General features: G+C 60.2%; 17 protein-coding genes. 9 read left to right on the top strand and 8 right to left on the bottom strand.

From position 1 onward, the window contains the following. Positions 1-128 precede the first annotated feature (128 nt). The 3 genes from carB to KY084_RS00370 all read left to right on the top strand — a co-directional run bounded on the left by carB (position 129) and on the right by KY084_RS00370 (position 4710). Positions 129-3464: a carbamoyl-phosphate synthase large subunit gene (gene carB / locus KY084_RS00380; protein ID WP_219236457.1), complete on the top strand. Its 3336-nt coding sequence runs from the start codon at positions 129-131 to the stop codon at positions 3462-3464. An 80-nt stretch (positions 3465-3544) separates the two neighbouring features. Further along, on the top strand, positions 3545-4021 hold the full coding sequence (gene greA, locus KY084_RS00375) for a transcription elongation factor GreA (protein ID WP_219236456.1): 477 nt from the start codon (positions 3545-3547) through the stop codon (positions 4019-4021). Between the two features lie 14 nt (positions 4022-4035). Beyond that, positions 4036-4710, top strand: coding sequence for a rhomboid family intramembrane serine protease (locus KY084_RS00370; protein WP_246586747.1), 675 nt, complete (start codon positions 4036-4038; stop codon positions 4708-4710). Between the two features lie 24 nt (positions 4711-4734). On the opposite strand, the gene KY084_RS00365 is transcribed toward KY084_RS00370, so the two are convergent. The 4 genes from KY084_RS00365 to KY084_RS00350 form a co-directional block, all read right to left on the bottom strand. Beyond that, complete coding sequence (locus tag KY084_RS00365; RefSeq protein WP_219236455.1) at positions 4735-4965, bottom strand: DUF4170 domain-containing protein; 231 nt, start codon at positions 4963-4965, stop codon at positions 4735-4737. Positions 4966-5051: 86 nt separating this feature from the next. After that, positions 5052-5519, bottom strand: a complete 468-nt coding sequence (locus KY084_RS16230) for a hypothetical protein (RefSeq protein ID WP_246586746.1) — start codon at positions 5517-5519, stop codon at positions 5052-5054. A 321-nt stretch (positions 5520-5840) separates the two neighbouring features. Continuing rightward, positions 5841-6194, bottom strand: a complete 354-nt coding sequence (locus KY084_RS00355) for a phage holin family protein (RefSeq protein ID WP_219236454.1) — start codon at positions 6192-6194, stop codon at positions 5841-5843. A gap of 18 nt (positions 6195-6212) precedes the next feature. Further along, positions 6213-6761, bottom strand: coding sequence for a hypothetical protein (locus tag KY084_RS00350; RefSeq protein WP_219236453.1), 549 nt, complete (start codon positions 6759-6761; stop codon positions 6213-6215). 148 nt (positions 6762-6909) lie between these two features. On the opposite strand from KY084_RS00350, the gene eno reads away from it, so the two are divergent. Next, positions 6910-8187, top strand: a complete 1278-nt coding sequence (eno, locus tag KY084_RS00345; RefSeq protein WP_219236452.1) for a phosphopyruvate hydratase — start codon at positions 6910-6912, stop codon at positions 8185-8187. A gap of 24 nt (positions 8188-8211) precedes the next feature. Here eno and KY084_RS00340 read toward each other — a convergent pair whose 3' ends face one another. After that, entirely contained in the window at positions 8212-8583 is a 372-nt protein-coding gene (locus KY084_RS00340; protein ID WP_219236451.1) for a tRNA-binding protein, read from the bottom strand. 48 nt (positions 8584-8631) lie between these two features. On the opposite strand from KY084_RS00340, the gene KY084_RS00335 reads away from it, so the two are divergent. The 3 genes from KY084_RS00335 to KY084_RS00325 all read left to right on the top strand — a co-directional run bounded on the left by KY084_RS00335 (position 8632) and on the right by KY084_RS00325 (position 11550). Beyond that, positions 8632-8943 (top strand): FtsB family cell division protein, encoded by a 312-nt coding sequence (locus KY084_RS00335; RefSeq protein ID WP_246586745.1) that lies wholly within the window; start codon positions 8632-8634, stop codon positions 8941-8943. Positions 8944-9134: 191 nt separating this feature from the next. Continuing rightward, positions 9135-10142, top strand: a complete 1008-nt coding sequence (pdhA, locus tag KY084_RS00330) for a pyruvate dehydrogenase (acetyl-transferring) E1 component subunit alpha (RefSeq protein WP_343227931.1) — start codon at positions 9135-9137, stop codon at positions 10140-10142. A gap of 1 nt (position 10143) precedes the next feature. Continuing rightward, entirely contained in the window at positions 10144-11550 is a 1407-nt protein-coding gene (locus KY084_RS00325; protein WP_219236449.1) for a pyruvate dehydrogenase complex E1 component subunit beta, read from the top strand. Positions 11551-11587: 37 nt separating this feature from the next. Here the strand turns inward: KY084_RS00325 and KY084_RS00320 are convergent, their stop codons facing one another. The 3 genes from KY084_RS00320 to KY084_RS00310 are packed head-to-tail and all read right to left on the bottom strand — an operon-like array spanning position 11588 to position 14594. Next, positions 11588-12256, bottom strand: a complete 669-nt coding sequence (locus tag KY084_RS00320; RefSeq protein ID WP_219236448.1) for a TadE/TadG family type IV pilus assembly protein — start codon at positions 12254-12256, stop codon at positions 11588-11590. Beyond that, positions 12256-12840: a TadE/TadG family type IV pilus assembly protein gene (locus tag KY084_RS00315; RefSeq protein ID WP_219236447.1), complete on the bottom strand. Its 585-nt coding sequence runs from the start codon at positions 12838-12840 to the stop codon at positions 12256-12258. The genes KY084_RS00320 and KY084_RS00315 overlap by 1 nt, the downstream gene beginning before the upstream one ends. Continuing rightward, on the bottom strand, positions 12837-14594 hold the full coding sequence (locus KY084_RS00310) for a TadE/TadG family type IV pilus assembly protein (protein WP_219236446.1): 1758 nt from the start codon (positions 14592-14594) through the stop codon (positions 12837-12839). Before KY084_RS00310 ends, KY084_RS00315 begins: the two co-directional genes overlap by 4 nt. Before the next feature lie 82 nt (positions 14595-14676). On the opposite strand from KY084_RS00310, the gene KY084_RS00305 reads away from it, so the two are divergent. Together KY084_RS00305 and KY084_RS00300 are read left to right on the top strand one after the other, a co-directional pair. Further along, positions 14677-15372: a squalene/phytoene synthase family protein gene (locus KY084_RS00305; RefSeq protein WP_246586743.1), complete on the top strand. Its 696-nt coding sequence runs from the start codon at positions 14677-14679 to the stop codon at positions 15370-15372. Between the two features lie 14 nt (positions 15373-15386). Further along, positions 15387-15839, top strand: a complete 453-nt coding sequence (locus tag KY084_RS00300; RefSeq protein ID WP_219236445.1) for an EF-hand domain-containing protein — start codon at positions 15387-15389, stop codon at positions 15837-15839. Positions 15840-16008: the final 169 nt, after the last annotated feature.

The following is a 16008-nucleotide window of genomic DNA, read 5'->3' as shown; positions in this document are numbered from 1 at the left end:
TTCATCAACCCTAATCACTTCGTGATAACTCAAATATTGCCGGTTATGACTAGCGGATTGTTACAACAAAATTCTTGGGATTGGCTCAACGCCGATACTCCTCCCCCACTTCCGGATTTTCGATAGAAATGCCCAAACGCACTGACATTTCCTCCATCCTCGTCATTGGCGCGGGGCCGATCATCATCGGTCAGGCGTGCGAGTTCGATTATTCGGGTACGCAGGCGATCAAGGCGCTGCGCGAGGAGGGCTATCGCATCATCCTCGTCAATTCGAACCCGGCGACGATCATGACCGACCCGGAAATCGCCGATGCGACCTATGTCGAGCCGGTGACGCCCGAAGTGGTCGCAAAGATCATCGAAAAGGAGCGGCCCGATGCCGTCCTGCCGACGATGGGCGGGCAGACCGCGCTCAACACCGCGCTTGCGCTGTTCCGTGACGGCACGCTCGACAAGTTCGGGGTGAAGATGATCGGCGCCGACGCCGATGCCATCGACAAGGCGGAGGACCGGATCAAGTTCCGCGACGCGATGGACAAGATCGGGCTGGAAAGCGCGCGTTCGGCCATCGCGCACACGATCGAGGAGGCGATTGCGGCGCTTGAGGTCACCGGCCTGCCCGCGATCATCCGCCCCAGCTTCACGCTGGGCGGCACCGGCGGCGGCGTTGCGTATAACAAGGACGAGTTCCTGAAGATCGTCGCGGGCGGGCTGGATGCGTCGCCCACCACCGAGGTGCTGATCGAGGAATCGATGCTCGGGTGGAAGGAATATGAGATGGAGGTGGTTCGCGACCGCGCGGACAACGCCATCATCGTATGCGCGATCGAGAATATCGACCCGATGGGCGTCCATACCGGCGATTCGATCACCGTCGCGCCAGCTCTCACCCTGACCGACAAGGAATATCAGGTGATGCGCAACGCCAGCATCGCCTGCCTGCGCGAAATCGGCGTCGAAACCGGCGGGTCGAACGTTCAGTTCGCGGTCAATCCCGACGATGGCCGGCTGGTCGTGATCGAGATGAACCCGCGTGTGTCGCGTTCGTCGGCGCTCGCGTCAAAGGCGACGGGCTTTCCGATCGCCAAGGTCGCGGCGAAGCTGGCCGTTGGCTACACGCTCGACGAAATCACCAACGATATTACCGGCGTAACCCCGGCGAGCTTCGAACCGACGATCGATTATGTCGTCACCAAAATTCCGCGCTTCGCGTTCGAAAAGTTCAAGGGCGCCGAAAAGCTGCTCGGCACCAGCATGAAGTCGGTCGGCGAGGTCATGGCGATCGGCCGCAACATTCATGAGAGTCTGCAAAAGGCGTTGCGCGGGCTGGAAACCGGGCTGTCGGGCTTCAACACGGTCGAGCGGCTGGTCGGTGCGAACCGCCCGGTGATCGAGGCGGCGCTCGCCAAGCCGACGCCCGATCGGCTGCTATGCGCGGCGCAGGCGCTTCGCGAAGGCTTCACCGTCGCCGAAGTGCAGGGAATCACGAAATACGATCCCTGGTTCCTCGAACGCATCGCCGAAATCGTTCGTGCCGAGCAGCAGGTTTGCACGCATGGCCTGCCGCGCGATGTTGCGGGGATGCGCCGGTTGAAGGCGATGGGTTTTTCGGACAAGCGGCTCGCCTGGCTCGCGCTGCAATCTGCGAACCTGCGCCAGGGCAGCGAACGCGCGGTGGCGCGCGGCGGCGGGCTGGTGCACGAAGCGGTCAAGGCGATGACCGGCGGCGTGACAGAGGAGGAGGTGCGCGCGCTGCGCCACAAGCTTGGCGTGCGCCCCGTCTACAAGCGCATCGACACCTGCGCCGCCGAGTTCGAGGCGAAGACGCCGTATATGTATTCGACCTATGAAGCGCCCAGCTTCGGCGAGCCGGAGAATGAGGCAGCGCCGTCGGATCGCAAGAAGGTCGTCATCCTGGGCGGCGGTCCCAACCGGATCGGGCAGGGGATCGAATTTGACTATTGCTGCTGCCACGCCTGCTTCGCGCTGGAGGATGCTGGGTTCGAGACCATCATGGTCAATTGCAACCCGGAAACCGTCTCGACCGATTACGACACGTCCGACCGGCTGTATTTCGAACCGCTGACGGTGGAGGACGTGCTCGAAATCCTGCATGTCGAAAAATCGAACGGCACGCTGGCCGGGGTAATCGTGCAGTTCGGCGGTCAGACGCCGCTCAGCCTCGCCCGCGCGCTGGAAGAGGCCGGCATTCCCATTCTGGGCACCGCGCCCGATGCGATCGACCTGGCCGAGGATCGCGAACGGTTCGCCGCGTTGGTCGCGAAGCTGAAACTGAAACAGCCCGAAAACGGCATCGCGCGCAGCCGCGAAGAGGCGATCGCGGTGGCCGAGCGGATCGGCTATCCCGTGCTCACCCGGCCCAGCTATGTGCTTGGGGGACGCGCGATGGAAATTGTCGATTCCACGCAGCAGCTTGAACAATATATCGAAACCGCGGTGCAGGTTTCGGGCGACAGCCCGGTTCTGATCGATCAGTATCTGCGCGACGCGATCGAGGTCGATGTCGATGCGGTGGCCGATGGTGAAACCGTGGTGGTTTCCGGCGTGCTCCAGCATATTGAGGAAGCGGGCGTCCATTCGGGCGACAGCGCCTGCTCGATCCCGCCATATAGCCTCCCGCAGGATATTATCGACGAAATCGAGCGGCAGACGCACGCGCTTGCCAAGGCGCTGAAGGTTCGCGGGCTGATGAACATCCAGTTCGCGGTGAAGGATGGCGAGGTTTTCCTGATCGAGGTCAATCCGCGCGCCAGCCGCACCGTGCCGTTCGTGGCGAAGGCGATCGGCACCCCCATCGCCAAGATTGCGGCACGCGTGATGGCGGGCGAGAAACTGGCCGATCTGCCGACCATCGACCGCGATATCGATTATGTCGCTGTGAAGGAGGCAGTGTTCCCATGGGCCCGCTTTCCCGGCGTTGATCCGGTATTGTCACCGGAAATGAAGAGCACCGGCGAAGTCATGGGAATCGATAATGATTTCTCTATCGCCTTCGCCAAATCCCAGCTCGGCGCGGGCGTAACCCTGCCCAAAAGCGGGACGGTGTTCGTCAGCGTGAAGGACAGCGACAAGCCGGTCATTCTGCCGGGCGTCCGGATTCTTTTGGACCACGGATTCAAAATCGTCGCGACCAGCGGCACGGCAACCTATCTGGCGGAACAGGGTATTGCCATCGAACGCGTGAACAAGGTCGCGCAGGGTCGGCCGCATATCGTCGATCGGATTATGGATGGTGGCATCGACCTTGTCTTCAACACCACCGAAGGCTGGCAGTCGCTTCAGGACTCCGAATCAATCCGCGAATCGGCGGTTGCGCGCAAGATTCCGTATTTCACCACTGCCCCTGCGAGCAATTCCGCTGCGCAGGCGATTCTGGCGCTTTCGCGGCAATCCCTTGAAGTGCGGCCATTGCAGGCTTATTATTCGCGTTCGCACGATTAATTCCCGCAGACGATGATGAAGGTGCGGGCGGACCCGATGGCGGGCCGCTTGGGAAGCGGGTTTTTGACAGGGAAGAGAGTATGGCGACCGTCGAAAAGATGCCGATGCTGGCCGAAGGCCATGCGAAGCTCAGTGCCGAGCTGAAGCGGCTGAAAGCGGAGCGCCCGCAGATTGTCGACGCGATTGAGGAAGCGCGTGCGCATGGCGATCTGTCGGAAAATGCCGAATATCACGCCGCGAAGGAGCGGCAGGGACAGGTTGAAGCCTCGATCGCGGATATCGAGGACAAGCTGAGCCGCGCGCAAGTGATCGACCCGACCGAGCTTTCGGGCGACAAGATCGTCTTCGGTACGACAGTAACGCTGCTCGACGAAGACGATAAGCCGATCAAATATCAGATCGTCGGTCAGGCCGAGGCGGACGCCAAGACCGGCCGCATCTCATACAATTCTCCGCTGGGCCGAGCGTTGATCGGCAAGCGAGTCGATGACGAAGTTGAGGTCACGGTCCCGTCGGGCGACCGTTTCTATCTCGTTCAGAAAATCGAGTTCATCTAAGACAGGAATAGCGGATGGATATGCAGCGCGGGCAGACGCCCCGGGGAGTGTTCGCCGGGTTCGGCGCGCCCGCGACCGCATCCATCGCCATCGCCACCATCGTGGTCAGCCTTGCGCTGATCGGGCTGGGCGCGATCAACAGCGCCGCGCTGTGGGGTGGTTTCATTCCGGCCAGACTCGACGGCAGTTCAGCCTTCGCGCAATATTACTCGCTCGCGCCTGTGTGGCTCACGCCGCTCACCGCGACCTTTGTCCATGCCGGTTTGCTGCATCTGGGCTTCAATATGGTCATGCTCGGCTATACCGGGCGAGAAGCGGAGCGGACGTTGGGCGCGCGCGGAATTCTGGTTCTCTATGTGTTCGGGGCATATGCGGCGGCTGCGGCGCAGTGGCTTTCGGGGCCGCATATGCAAGCGCCGATGATCGGTGCAAGCGGTGCGCTCTCGGCGATCGTCGGCGCATATTCGCTGCTTTATGGGCAATCGCGGGCGAAGGCCATCGGTCCATTCCCTGCTCGGATCGTGCATGTACTCTGGCTGGCGCTTGCCTGGACGGGCATCAATCTGCTGATCGGATTGATGAGTGTGCGGGCAGGAACGCCAATCGCGGCCGCAGCGCATGTCGGCGGTTTTATCGCCGGTCTAGCGCTTGCGCGGCCGCTGCTCGCCTGGCGCTGGCGGGGGGCCTGAAAACTGCGTCAGGCGCGCTGTCGATCAGGCCTCGGGCGCTTCATCCTTACCGGGTTCGAGCAGGCGGTGGAGGTGAACCACGACATATTTCATTTCGGCATCATCGACGGTGCGTTGTGCCGAGGCGCGCCATGCTTTTGAGGCGCTGGCATAGTCGGGAAACACTCCGACAAAGTCTATTTTCGACAAATCAGTGAAATCGAGCGTGCGCGGATCGCTGACGCGGCCGCCGAACACAAGGTGGAGCTTGCTCATGACGTCTCCCGGGAGTTTGGTGCTGGGCGAGAGCGCATAGCTACTCCCGCCCGTCACGCAACCCCGGAAAATCATCAAGGCGTAATTCAGCCCGCCTTGGGACCGCTGGCGGCGGATTTTCCGGCTTTCGTTGCAGCGTTGACAACATGAGAAAAAGCGTTGGAAGCCTTTGACTTTGCCTGATTTTTGTCGGGCGCAAGCGATTCAAGCTCTTCTTTGCCAGCATCGCGCGCCGCGACGAAGGCTGCGCTCGCGCCTTCGGCAAGCCGCTGCCCCAACGGTCCGAGCACGTCCTTTTCGCGTTCGGTGCGCGGGATGAGCGAACCGGCGAGCAGGCCGACAGCGACGCCCCCGACCAGCACCGAAAGCGGATTGCCTTCCAATCCTTCGCCAGCGCGGCGCGAAGCCTCCTTCGCCCGCTGCTTGCTGTCGGCATATGCCTTGCTCGCGCCCTCGCGCGCCTTGTACGCACCATCGCGCGCTTTGTCCGCCGCGTGCGAGGCACGCTCACGAACGCCTGAATTGTCGTTGGTGGGGGGAGTGGACTCCGTCATCACACGCTTCCTTTCCTTCGGGCGCCGTCGGCACCCCTTATCGTTCAGAACGTTTGGCTCCGGCCGCGGTTGCGACCCTTTTGGACCTGCGCCGTCGTAATGCGCCATAGGCCGGGCGCGCGAAAAACAGCGCTGCCGCGGCGCCGATTACCCCCGCCACCATTACAGGTTTACGTATGGCGGTACGGCGCGCGCTTTCCGCCGCATCACTCGCCAGATTGATCGGCCTCATCCTGATGCGCAACGCATCGAATGTTCCCATCATTTGCGCCCGCGCAATCTCCGACTTGGTTCGCGCTCTGGCGACATCGGCCCGATCGGTCATCGCCCGCCTCCATTGGTATTGCGCATCGCCCGCTTGGCATGGCTGAGTGCCGATAAAGCGAGCCAGGCAGCGACCATCAACGTCAATGCAACAATGATGATCGTCGCCCAGAATGCGCCGACATACGGCCACAAAACCAGTATAGCGCCGATTAGCAATGCGATCAGCGCGGCGTTGGCCAGGATGATCGCACCCACGGCAAACCCTGCCGCCAGCTTCGCATCTGCCATCCGCTCGGCGGCAAGCGCACGATAAAAATCGATCTCCGCGCTAACCCAGGTGCGCGCATCGCGAATTAACTGCCGCGCGAGCGAGATTAATCCCGCCGCTTCCCGCCTATGACCTTTCACGCTGCCCCCGCGATGTAATCAGTCAAGATCATCGTCGTCGAAATTGTCGCCGACCTGTTCGATCCCGGCTTTCAGAACCCGGGCGAGCACGAAACCGACCGCAGCGGCCGCGCCGATCGCGATTGCAGGACTTTTGCGGACGAACGCACGTGTTTCGTCGAGGAGTTCCTCGACTTCCTTGCTGCGTAAAGTATCAGCGAAGCCTGACACCTGACCGGCGGCGGATCGGGCATAGCTGCCATATTGCTCGCCCATCCGCTTGTCGACGCTACCCGCCGCGTCATCGATCATCTTGGCGACTTCATCAATGGCGCCGCTCGCGCGGTTCTTGCCATCCTTGGCATAGTCGCGTGCCTTGTCGCCCGCCTGCCTGGACAGCTTCGACGCTTCGTCCTTGATCATGGCCTTGGTCGATTTTTTCGGCGATTTGGCCTTGCCCGTCTTTTTGACCGGTTCAGCCGCGACGGCCCTGGTCGCTTTGGGCTTGGGTGCGGTCGCGCCTTCGCCGGGCGTGGCGCTTGCCGGACCGGTCTTTACAGGCTCGGCCGGAATCTTTTGTTCTGCCATGTCACGGATCCCTTTCGTCTTGTCAGCGAAACAACCGCGAGCGCGCCTCGCGGTTCCATCGGCACGAGCAATTGCCGCATCGCTCGCGAGCGGATACATGCTCGCGGCGATACCGCACGCTGTGCGCCAAGCCTAAGGAGACTGTTACGTGACCGCAATAATCGACATTCACGGCCGTCAGATTTTCGACAGCCGGGGCAATCCCACCGTAGAGGTCGATGTCATGCTGGAGGATGGCAGCTTCGGCCGTGCCGCCGTGCCGTCGGGTGCATCGACGGGCAAGCATGAAGCGGTCGAACGGCGGGACGGCGACAAAAAGCGGTATCACGGCAAGGGCGTGACTCAGGCGGTCGAATCGGTGAACGGAGAAATTGCCGAAGCACTATTGGGCCTTGATGCGGAGGATCAGACCGATCTCGACCGGGTGATGATCGATCTCGACGGCACCGAAAACAAGGGCCGGTTGGGCGCGAACGCGATTCTGGGGGTGAGCCTTGCCGCAGCGAAGGCCGCCGCCGACGCCCGCGGCCTTCCGCTGTATCGCTATGTCGGCGGGGTGAGCGCGCATATGCTGCCGGTGCCGATGATGAATATCATCAATGGCGGCGAACATGCCGATAACCCGATCGATTTTCAGGAATTCATGATCATGCCGGTTGGCGCCGACAGCATCGCCGAAGCGGTTCGATGCGGTTCGGAGATTTTTCACACGCTGAAAAAAGCGCTGAGCGACAAGGGGCTTTCCACGTCGGTCGGTGACGAGGGCGGCTTCGCGCCCGCGCTGAAATCAACCGACGAGGCCATCGGATTCATCATGCGCTCGATCGAGGCAGCGGGATACCGGCCCGGCGATGACGTCATGCTCGCGCTCGATTGCGCCTCGACCGAATTTTTCCGGGACGACGCCTATCATATGGAGGGCGAAGGCAAGGTCCTAAGCTCGGGCGAAATGGCCGACTATCTGCTCGCTCTCGCGCAGAATTATCCCATTTTGTCGATCGAAGACGGCATGAGCGAGGATGATTTCGACGGCTGGAAAATCATGACCGACAAACTTGGCGACAAGGTGCAACTGGTCGGCGATGACGTGTTCGTCACCAACCCTACGCGAATCGCCGATGGTATCGAGGGCGGCTATGCCAATTCGCTGCTGGTGAAGGTCAATCAGATCGGCACGTTGACCGAAACGCTGGAAGCGGTGGAGATGGCGCACCGCGCGGGCTTCACCACCGTCATTTCGCACCGGTCGGGCGAGACCGAGGACTCGACAATCGCCGACCTTGCCGTCGCAACCAATTGCGGTCAGATCAAGACCGGCAGCATGTCGCGCTCCGACCGGCTGGCCAAATATAATCAGCTCATCCGTATCGAGGAGGAACTGGGCGGCGCATCGCGGTATGCGGGCCGTTCGATCATTCGGGTCTGATCCGGGGCGGACGCTTCGTCCGGTTCAGAAAAGACGTGCTCCGTTGTCGACGGGCTGGTCGAGTGTCATCAGCACCACCTCACCCTCGGCATCGGGTGCGCCGAGCACCAGCACTTGCGACAGGAATTTGCCGATCTGGCGCGGCGGAAAGTTCACGACCGCCGCGACCTGGCGGCCGATCAGTGTTTCCGGAGCGTAATGGCGCGTGATCTGCGCGCTCGATTTGCGTATTCCGATCGCATCGCCAAAGTCGATCCACAGCTGGATCGCCGCTTTGCGTGCTTCGGGGAAGGGGCGGGCGTCGACTATCGTGCCAATACGGATATCGACCGCGAGAAAATCCTCGAATACAATGTCATCGGCTGCCGGAGCGCCGGGTTCGGGCACGGCGTGCATGGTTAATAATCCTTGATTCGCAAAGCCGGGTAGGGGAATATCTCGCTTATGTCGCGTACGTCACCCATTGCCGCGATGCTTCGTCGTGCGGGCCTGCCCGCCGCGGCGATCATCTTCATGGTCTTTTTCGGCTATTATGCCGTGCTGGGGCCGAACGGCGTTCTGGCGTATCGTGATTATCAGCGTCAGCTTGCGCAAAAACAGGCGGTCTATGCCCAGCTCGACAAGCATCGGCAAACGCTGCGCAATCGCAAGGAGCAGCTCGATCCGCGCCATGCCAACCCCGACATGGTCGACGAACTGGTGCGCAAGGAGCTGAACGTCGTCCATCCGGATGAAAAAATTATCCCGCTGGATTGATCCACCCGGCATTTTTGAATGAACGCAACGCAGAAATTGCGCGTTGACGTTGCGGTCGGGCGGATAAGCGTTTTATAGGCTCGGCTCTTTCCTGCTCCCCAAGGACGAGGGTTCCTATCGTGGCCAAGGCAGCGTCATCACGCAGCACAAAATCAGAATCGGGTTCGAAGACGGGTAAGTCCGAACCTTTAATCCCAAATCGCGAACGTCCCGATGAGCCGGGCCGGTACAAGGCGTCGAAGGACGAGCTTGTCCAGTTTTACCGGCAAATGCTTCTCATCCGGCGATTCGAGGAAAAGGCCGGACAGCTTTACGGCCTCGGCCTGATCGGCGGTTTCTGCCACCTGTATATCGGACAGGAAGCCGTTGCGGTCGGTATCCAATCCGGGCTGGACGGCGACAGGGACTCGGTCATCACCGGCTATCGCGACCATGGGCACATGCTTGCCTATGGCCTTGATCCGAAGGTCATCATGGCCGAACTGACCGGCCGAGACGCCGGCATTTCGAAGGGCAAGGGCGGATCGATGCACATGTTCTCGACCGAGAAGAAGTTCTACGGCGGGCACGGCATCGTCGGCGCGCAGGTGCCATTGGGCACCGGGTTGGCCTTTGGCCATAAATATAACGAGGATGGCGGCGTTTGCGTCGCATATTTCGGCGACGGGGCCTCGAATCAGGGGCAGGTTTACGAAGCCTTCAACATGGCCGAGCTTTGGAAGCTTCCGATCATTTTCGTGATCGAGAACAACCAATATGCCATGGGCACCAGCGTCAATCGCTCGGCGGCCGAGGATCAGCTTTTCCGCCGCGGCGAAAGCTTCCGCATTCCCGGTATCCAGGTCGATGGCATGGACGTGCTGGCGGCGCGTGGCGCAACCGAAACGGCGCTTGAATGGGTGCGCAGCGGCAAGGGGCCAATCATCCTTGAGATGAAGACCTATCGCTATCGCGGCCATTCGATGTCCGACCCGGCGAAATATCGCAGCCGCGAGGAAGTGCAGTCGGTCCGCGACAAGTCGGACCCGATCGAGCATGTGAAGCGCGAACTGGCCGATGCCGGGGTCGCAGAGGACGAGATGAAGGCGATCGAAAAGGAAATCCGCAAGATCGTGAACGAGGCCGCGGACTACGCCGAGACGGCGCCGGAGCCCGAACCCGAGGAGTTGTATACCGACGTGCTGGTGGGGAAGTATTGAGATGTCCGTAGAGATCAAGATGCCCGCGCTTTCCCCGACCATGGAGGAAGGCACCCTCGCCAAATGGCTGGTCAAGGAAGGCGATACCGTAGCCGCCGGCGACATCATGGCCGAAATCGAGACCGACAAGGCGACGATGGAATTCGAAGCCGTCGATGAAGGCGTGCTGGCCAAGATCGTCGTGCCCGAAGGCACGGACGGCGTAAAGGTCGGCACGGTCATCGCCATGATCGCCGAAGAGGGCGAGGATGCGGGTGATGTCGAAGCACCCGCCGCCGATACACCGGACAAAAAGGAAAAGGCAGGCGAGAGCGATGCGAAGCCCGCTAAGCCGACGACCGAGAAGGACGAGGCGCCGACCAAGCCTGCACGGCTCGAATCGGACGTGAAACCGCCCGAACCCGAAGTGCCTGAAGGCACCGAATTCGTGAAGATCACGCTGCGTGAAGCGCTGCGCGACGCGATGGCGGAGGAAATGCGGACCGACGAACGCGTGTTCGTGATGGGCGAGGAAGTCGCCGAATATCAGGGCGCGTACAAGGTCACCCAGGGGCTGCTCGATGAATTCGGGCCGAAGCGCGTCATCGACACGCCGATCACCGAATATGGGTTTGCCGGTGTCGGCACGGGCGCCGCAATGGGCGGGTTGAAGCCGATCGTCGAATTCATGACGTTCAATTTCGCCATGCAGGCGATCGACCATATCGTCAATTCAGCGGCGAAGACGAACTATATGTCCGGCGGGCAGATGCGCTGCCCTATCGTGTTTCGCGGTCCCAACGGCGCGGCGAGCCGCGTCGGCGCGCAGCACAGCCAGAATTACGGCCCCTGGTATGCCAGCGTTCCGGGGCTGATCGTGATCGCGCCCTATGACGCCGCCGATGCCAAGGGGTTGATGAAGGCGGCGATCCGTTGTGAAGACCCGGTGGTTTTCCTTGAAAACGAACTGCTTTACGGCCGCAGCTTCGACGTGCCCAAGCTAGACGATTTCGTCCTGCCGATCGGCAAGGCGCGGACGATGCGCGAGGGTAAGGATGTCACGATCGTCAGCTATTCGATCGGGGTCGGTCTTGCGCTCGAAGCGGCCGAAACGCTTGCCGGAGAGGGCATCGATGCCGAGGTTATCGACCTTCGCACGCTGCGCCCGCTCGACAAGCAGGCGGTACTCGATAGCTTGAAAAAGACCAACCGGGTGGTGATTGCCGAAGAAGGCTGGCCGACTTGCTCGATCGCCAGCGAAATTTCAGCGATCTGTATGGAGGAAGGCTTCGATTATCTCGACGCGCCGGTTACCCGCGTGACGAACGAAGATGTGCCGCTGCCCTATGCGGCGAACCTGGAAAAATTCGCGCTGATCGATTCGGACCGGATCGTGAAGGCGGCTAAGAAGGTCTGCTACAAGGACTGACAGGCGACTGCCGGCGCGTCGATGGCGCGCCGGCCGGTCAGCTTGCCGAATATTTGTCGCAGGTCTTGGCAGTGACGCCGGTAGAGGATTGCAGGTCCTCGCTGTCGCGTTCGCGAACCGTGTAGGATGCTTCCGACCGCAAGATCGGTTCGCCGATGATCTGGCTGCCGACCACCGGTTTGTATTGGTACGTTACTTCGACAAAGATCATGTCGACATCGTCAGCAGCCGTGATCCGGTTTTTGGACGATCCCATATATTGCAATGCGCCGTTGTTTTTTCCGGTCCCCTCATCGCCATATTGCGGTTTGGATTGGGTGACATTCAGTGCTCCCATGCACCGCTGCCAACGTATCCATTGCCCCGCCGTCGACCCGGTTTTGCCGTTGGGCGACACGCTGGAAACCACCACGCGGCCGCGTTCGCCGAAATCGATGCTGTCTCCGATCAGGTTGGCGCTCAACAGCGCTTCGTTGACATCGGCTTCGGTGATCGAATCGCGGACACGCGCGACATTGTCGGCGACGCTCGTGCTGATCTGATTCACGCGCATCATCGCGATCGCATAATGCGCGGTCTCGATTCCCATCAGCGCCACGCCAAGCAGGATGGGAAGCGAGAACGCGAATTCGATCAGCGCGAGTCCGCGCTTCTCGCGCGCAAGCCCTGCCATGACGGCAAGCGGGCGGGATATGGCGGCGGTCATCAGTCGCATCGCTCTGTCGGCGCCGCGCGAGAGGCATATGGCTGGTTCCGCACCGCGATCGTCGCCTGAACCGTGCGTTTGTCGATCCATCCCATAATTCCAGAAACCGGGGTAAGATTGGGGTAATTGGCCGTCACCGTATAGTTGACGATGTCGTCCGCATTGCCCAGGTCGGCGCTGCCCAAGGTGCTGTCATATTTGCCGTTATTATTAGCGTCTTCGTAACAATCGCCTTTATTATAAACGCCCTTCGGGTCGATATCCTGAAGTATCTTTTCCGGCTTTCCGACGTTTGAAAAATTGTAATAGCTCTTGGTGTCGACAGTAACATATTTCTTGTCGACCACCTGACCCACCTCATCGATTATCGTCTGTTTGACGCTGTCGATATCCTGATCGCCCACCGTGGCCTTTCGCGCGGCCTTGGTCATCGCGCCTTCCACCATCGCGGTGACATAGCCCTGATAGCCGATTTCAAGCGTGGCCATCAGCGTCATGATCAGCACCGGCGCAATGATCGCAAATTCCACCACCGTGACCGCGCGCCTGTCACGCAGCAGGCCAGGGGAAGGCAGCGCGATCATTGGTTCAACCTCAATGCGCCAATTTTAGAACCGATCTCCTCAAACTTGGCGATCAGGTCAGCCGAGCTATTGATGCCCGCCGCCTGATCCGGCGTGCTGGCGCAATTTTTCATGTCGGTGGTCAAGGTCGTGGCAAAGGCAATGACCCAAACCTGAATATTTTCGCTTTTCGCGGCGTTGCACGCCATCCGGAAACGCTGAAGATGACGCGCCTCCTGATTGCTGGCCGAAGAGCCAAGAACCCGGCGATCATAGGTTTCGATGCCGTATGAGGAGTATTGGTCCATTGTAGGCGCCATATCGCCGTCGGTCATGAAGATTAGATATTTGCGGACCTGAAACCCGCGGATTTTTTTCGGATTATCGGGATCGTACTGATCGTTGGTTTCCGGCGTATCCGATTTGAAAATACCGTCTGGCGAAATAAACCGGGCACCCCAGATCATGCCAATGTCGTGATAGGTTCCACCCTGCGGCTTCAAACCGTTGAGATATTTCATGAACGATGTTTTATCGTTATAATATTCTTTCAAACGGCTTGCCTGGCTGGCGCAGTAGCGACTTTCCATGGCTTGAGTTTTTGTGTTAGGATTTATTTCGACTTCCGGCCACCATGGTGCCCAGCGCGTATCGTCGCTATAGGGAATCAGATTGATATCGAGGTCATAGGCATCCGACGGCGCGATCGTTGCCGAACCACCATCGATCGTCGTATTATTGGTCTTTCTCATCTCTATGCAGCCGCCCCAAGTGGCGGTCCCGGTGTCCTGCGATGGGATGGGGGTTGCCTGACCCGTAATATATTGGCTGGTGTCTAAAGTGAATTGCCCATATTCCCAGTCATAAGAAGTTACCGAAGTGCTATATGTGCACTCTCCGTAAATCCCATATTTAAAAGAAAATTTTAGCTGATAACTTCCGCTAACGGCATTGCATTGGCTTTGCGTCAAGCTGGTGCTGACGACAACCTTTGCCACTGTTTTTGATTGGCGTTGCCGCGTTTGGTACGGAGCGGACTTGCGAATATAGCTGCTATTCTTAGCGTAAACCAGTTTTCCGACATTAACCGTGCCGTTATACGGTACAAAGCCGTATCGAAGGCGCAGATTGTTTCCATGAAGCTGGTCCTGCGCGGACTTCAACGTATCGTATAGCGAAGAAGCGGCGTTGCGAAGCGCCTGCATCTTTGACCCGGATTGCTCAACTTCGTTACAGGCGCTGTTGGCAATGGACGGCGGGCAGTTCATCGATCCCGACATATCCACGACCATCATAACGTCCGTAGACACGAAATCCTGCGTTGCCGAGCAATCGGCTTCGATCGGAATTCGTTTGTAGCCAAAGATTTTCATGATCGACGTCGGGACGGTGGTGCTTGCCGTCATGTGTACCGTTCCGGCTTCGGGCACAGTCACTTTCGGGTCGAAATCGGTGGTCTGAAACGTATTTTGTGGGAAGTTGAAATTGAAATATTTGCGCGCCTCATCATTGACGTCGTCCGTCAGCGTCGGTCCCGAAAGAAGCTTGCGCGCGGCGAGCACCCCGGAATCGCACGCCTGTTGCAACCGGTCCTGCGCCATATAGGCGACCGACATGTCGAGCCCCGACCCGATCATCGCGGTCAGCGGGATCAGCGCCGCCGCAACAATGGCCAGCGTGTTGCCGCGCACATCCCCGGCAAGCGCGCTGAGGAATCCGCGCGACTTCCCCCGTTGCCGCCGACCGGCCTTGTTTTGCATCCGCTGGTTTCGCATGACATTCCCGTTTCAGCGCCGCTCTATGCCCCAGTAAGGGTTAATGGCGGCGTAAATGGCATGATGAACAAGGCGCTAACGCTTGGCTGACACTGTGGATTCGACCAATATTTACAGTACCGACAACCCCGAACGCGCGCTGGTGGCGACCTATGCCCCGGTCGAGCGGCGACGGGCGTTGCTTGCGTTGCTGGCGCTGGACGATGTGCTGGCTGAAGTGCCGCGCACGACGAACGAACCGGCATTGGGGCAGATGCGGCTTATCTGGTGGCGCGATGCGCTGACGGCGCTCGATAGCGCCGCCCCGCCGGCTCAGCCGGTTCTGCGCGCGGTGGCGAATGACGTGCTGCGGCATGACGTCACCGGCGCGAAGCTAGGCGAAATACCGGACGGCTGGGCAGTTCTGATCGAAACGGAGGACTTGGACGAGGCGGCGATGCGCGAGTATGCGAGGTTGCGCGGCGCGGTACTGTTCGATTCGGCGGGCATGGCGCTGGGGGGTGGCGACATCCCGCTGGCCCAGGCGGGCGAAGGCTGGGCATTGGCCGATCTTGCCCGCAATCTGTCCGTTTCCGATGCTGCCGCGCGGGCGGCGGGACTTGCTCGGCCGTTATTGACACAGGCATTGTCGCGCAAATGGCCGGTTCGGCTGCGTGCATTGGGGGCGATGGCGCATATCGCGCGGATGGATCTCGACACCGGTTGGGATCGCCCCGTGGCGCTGGGCGCGCCGCGCCGCGTCGCGCGGCTTGGCTGGCACCGTTTGACGGGGCGGTAAGGGGGGAAGGCAGGATGTGGCGGTATCTGGTCGGCGCGCTTGCCGCGATGTTGATGATGGGGGCAGCGGCCTTGATGATGCAGGGGCATGCCCAAAGCGAAGTCAATGTGCCGCCACCACCTCCCCCAGTGCAACCGGTGGCGTCGGCCACGCCCGATCCGCTTCCTTCACCGCCAGAGGCGACCGAAAAAACGCGCGAGGAAAAGCGCTTCGACCGCTATGATGACGATCATGACGAATGGATCACGCAGGCGGAACTGCTGAAATCACGCCGAAAATCGTTCGCCCGGCTGGACAAGGACGGCGACGGCAAGCTCAACTTTCGCGAATGGGCGCACACCACCTATGACAAATTCGCCAAGGCCGATGCCGACAAGTCCGGCAGGCTGAGTCGCACCGAGTTCGCCACGACCCGGCGCAAGCGCAAACCGAAGAAGAAACCGGCCTGCGCCTGCGCAAAGGACTGATACCAAACTGTATTGACCTGAAGTCATAGCAATATCGTCATTGCGAGACCCGAAGGGGCGCGGCAATCCAGCTATGCGCGTATAAACGATGGTTGCTGGATCTCCACGTCGCTGCGCTCCTCGCGATGACGACGTAAGGGGCGGGTCACGCTTTCCGCACCTTCGTATG

Origin of the sequence: Stakelama flava, from assembly GCF_019351405.1 — a bacterium.
In the GTDB taxonomy this organism is placed as follows: Bacteria; Pseudomonadota; Alphaproteobacteria; order Sphingomonadales; family Sphingomonadaceae; genus Sphingomonas; species Sphingomonas flava_A.
The sequence above is the reverse complement of the archived record's forward strand: the minus strand, read 5'-3'. Positions and strand labels throughout refer to the sequence as shown.

Bases quoted from the DNA above. Each gene is read 5' to 3' on its own strand.
- carB (WP_219236457.1), top strand. From the start codon at position 129: ATGCCCAAACGCACTGACATTTCCTCCATCCTCGTCATTGGCGCGGGG.
- KY084_RS16230 (WP_246586746.1), bottom strand. From the start codon at position 5,519: ATGACGGAGTCCACTCCCCCCACCAACGACAATTCAGGCGTTCGTGAG.
- KY084_RS00320 (WP_219236448.1), bottom strand. From the start codon at position 12,256: ATGACCGCCGCCATATCCCGCCCGCTTGCCGTCATGGCAGGGCTTGCG.
- KY084_RS00370 (WP_246586747.1), top strand. From the start codon at position 4,036: ATGGATATGCAGCGCGGGCAGACGCCCCGGGGAGTGTTCGCCGGGTTC.
- KY084_RS00335 (WP_246586745.1), top strand. From the start codon at position 8,632: ATGTCGCGTACGTCACCCATTGCCGCGATGCTTCGTCGTGCGGGCCTG.
- KY084_RS00365 (WP_219236455.1), bottom strand. From the start codon at position 4,965: ATGAGCAAGCTCCACCTTGTGTTCGGCGGCCGCGTCAGCGATCCGCGC.
- KY084_RS00350 (WP_219236453.1), bottom strand. From the start codon at position 6,761: ATGGCAGAACAAAAGATTCCGGCCGAGCCTGTAAAGACCGGTCCGGCA.
- KY084_RS00300 (WP_219236445.1), top strand. From the start codon at position 15,387: ATGTGGCGGTATCTGGTCGGCGCGCTTGCCGCGATGTTGATGATGGGG.
- KY084_RS00325 (WP_219236449.1), top strand. From the start codon at position 10,144: ATGTCCGTAGAGATCAAGATGCCCGCGCTTTCCCCGACCATGGAGGAA.
- KY084_RS00310 (WP_219236446.1), bottom strand. From the start codon at position 14,594: ATGCGAAACCAGCGGATGCAAAACAAGGCCGGTCGGCGGCAACGGGGG.
- greA (WP_219236456.1), top strand. From the start codon at position 3,545: ATGGCGACCGTCGAAAAGATGCCGATGCTGGCCGAAGGCCATGCGAAG.
- KY084_RS00315 (WP_219236447.1), bottom strand. From the start codon at position 12,840: ATGATCGCGCTGCCTTCCCCTGGCCTGCTGCGTGACAGGCGCGCGGTC.
- KY084_RS00340 (WP_219236451.1), bottom strand. From the start codon at position 8,583: ATGCACGCCGTGCCCGAACCCGGCGCTCCGGCAGCCGATGACATTGTA.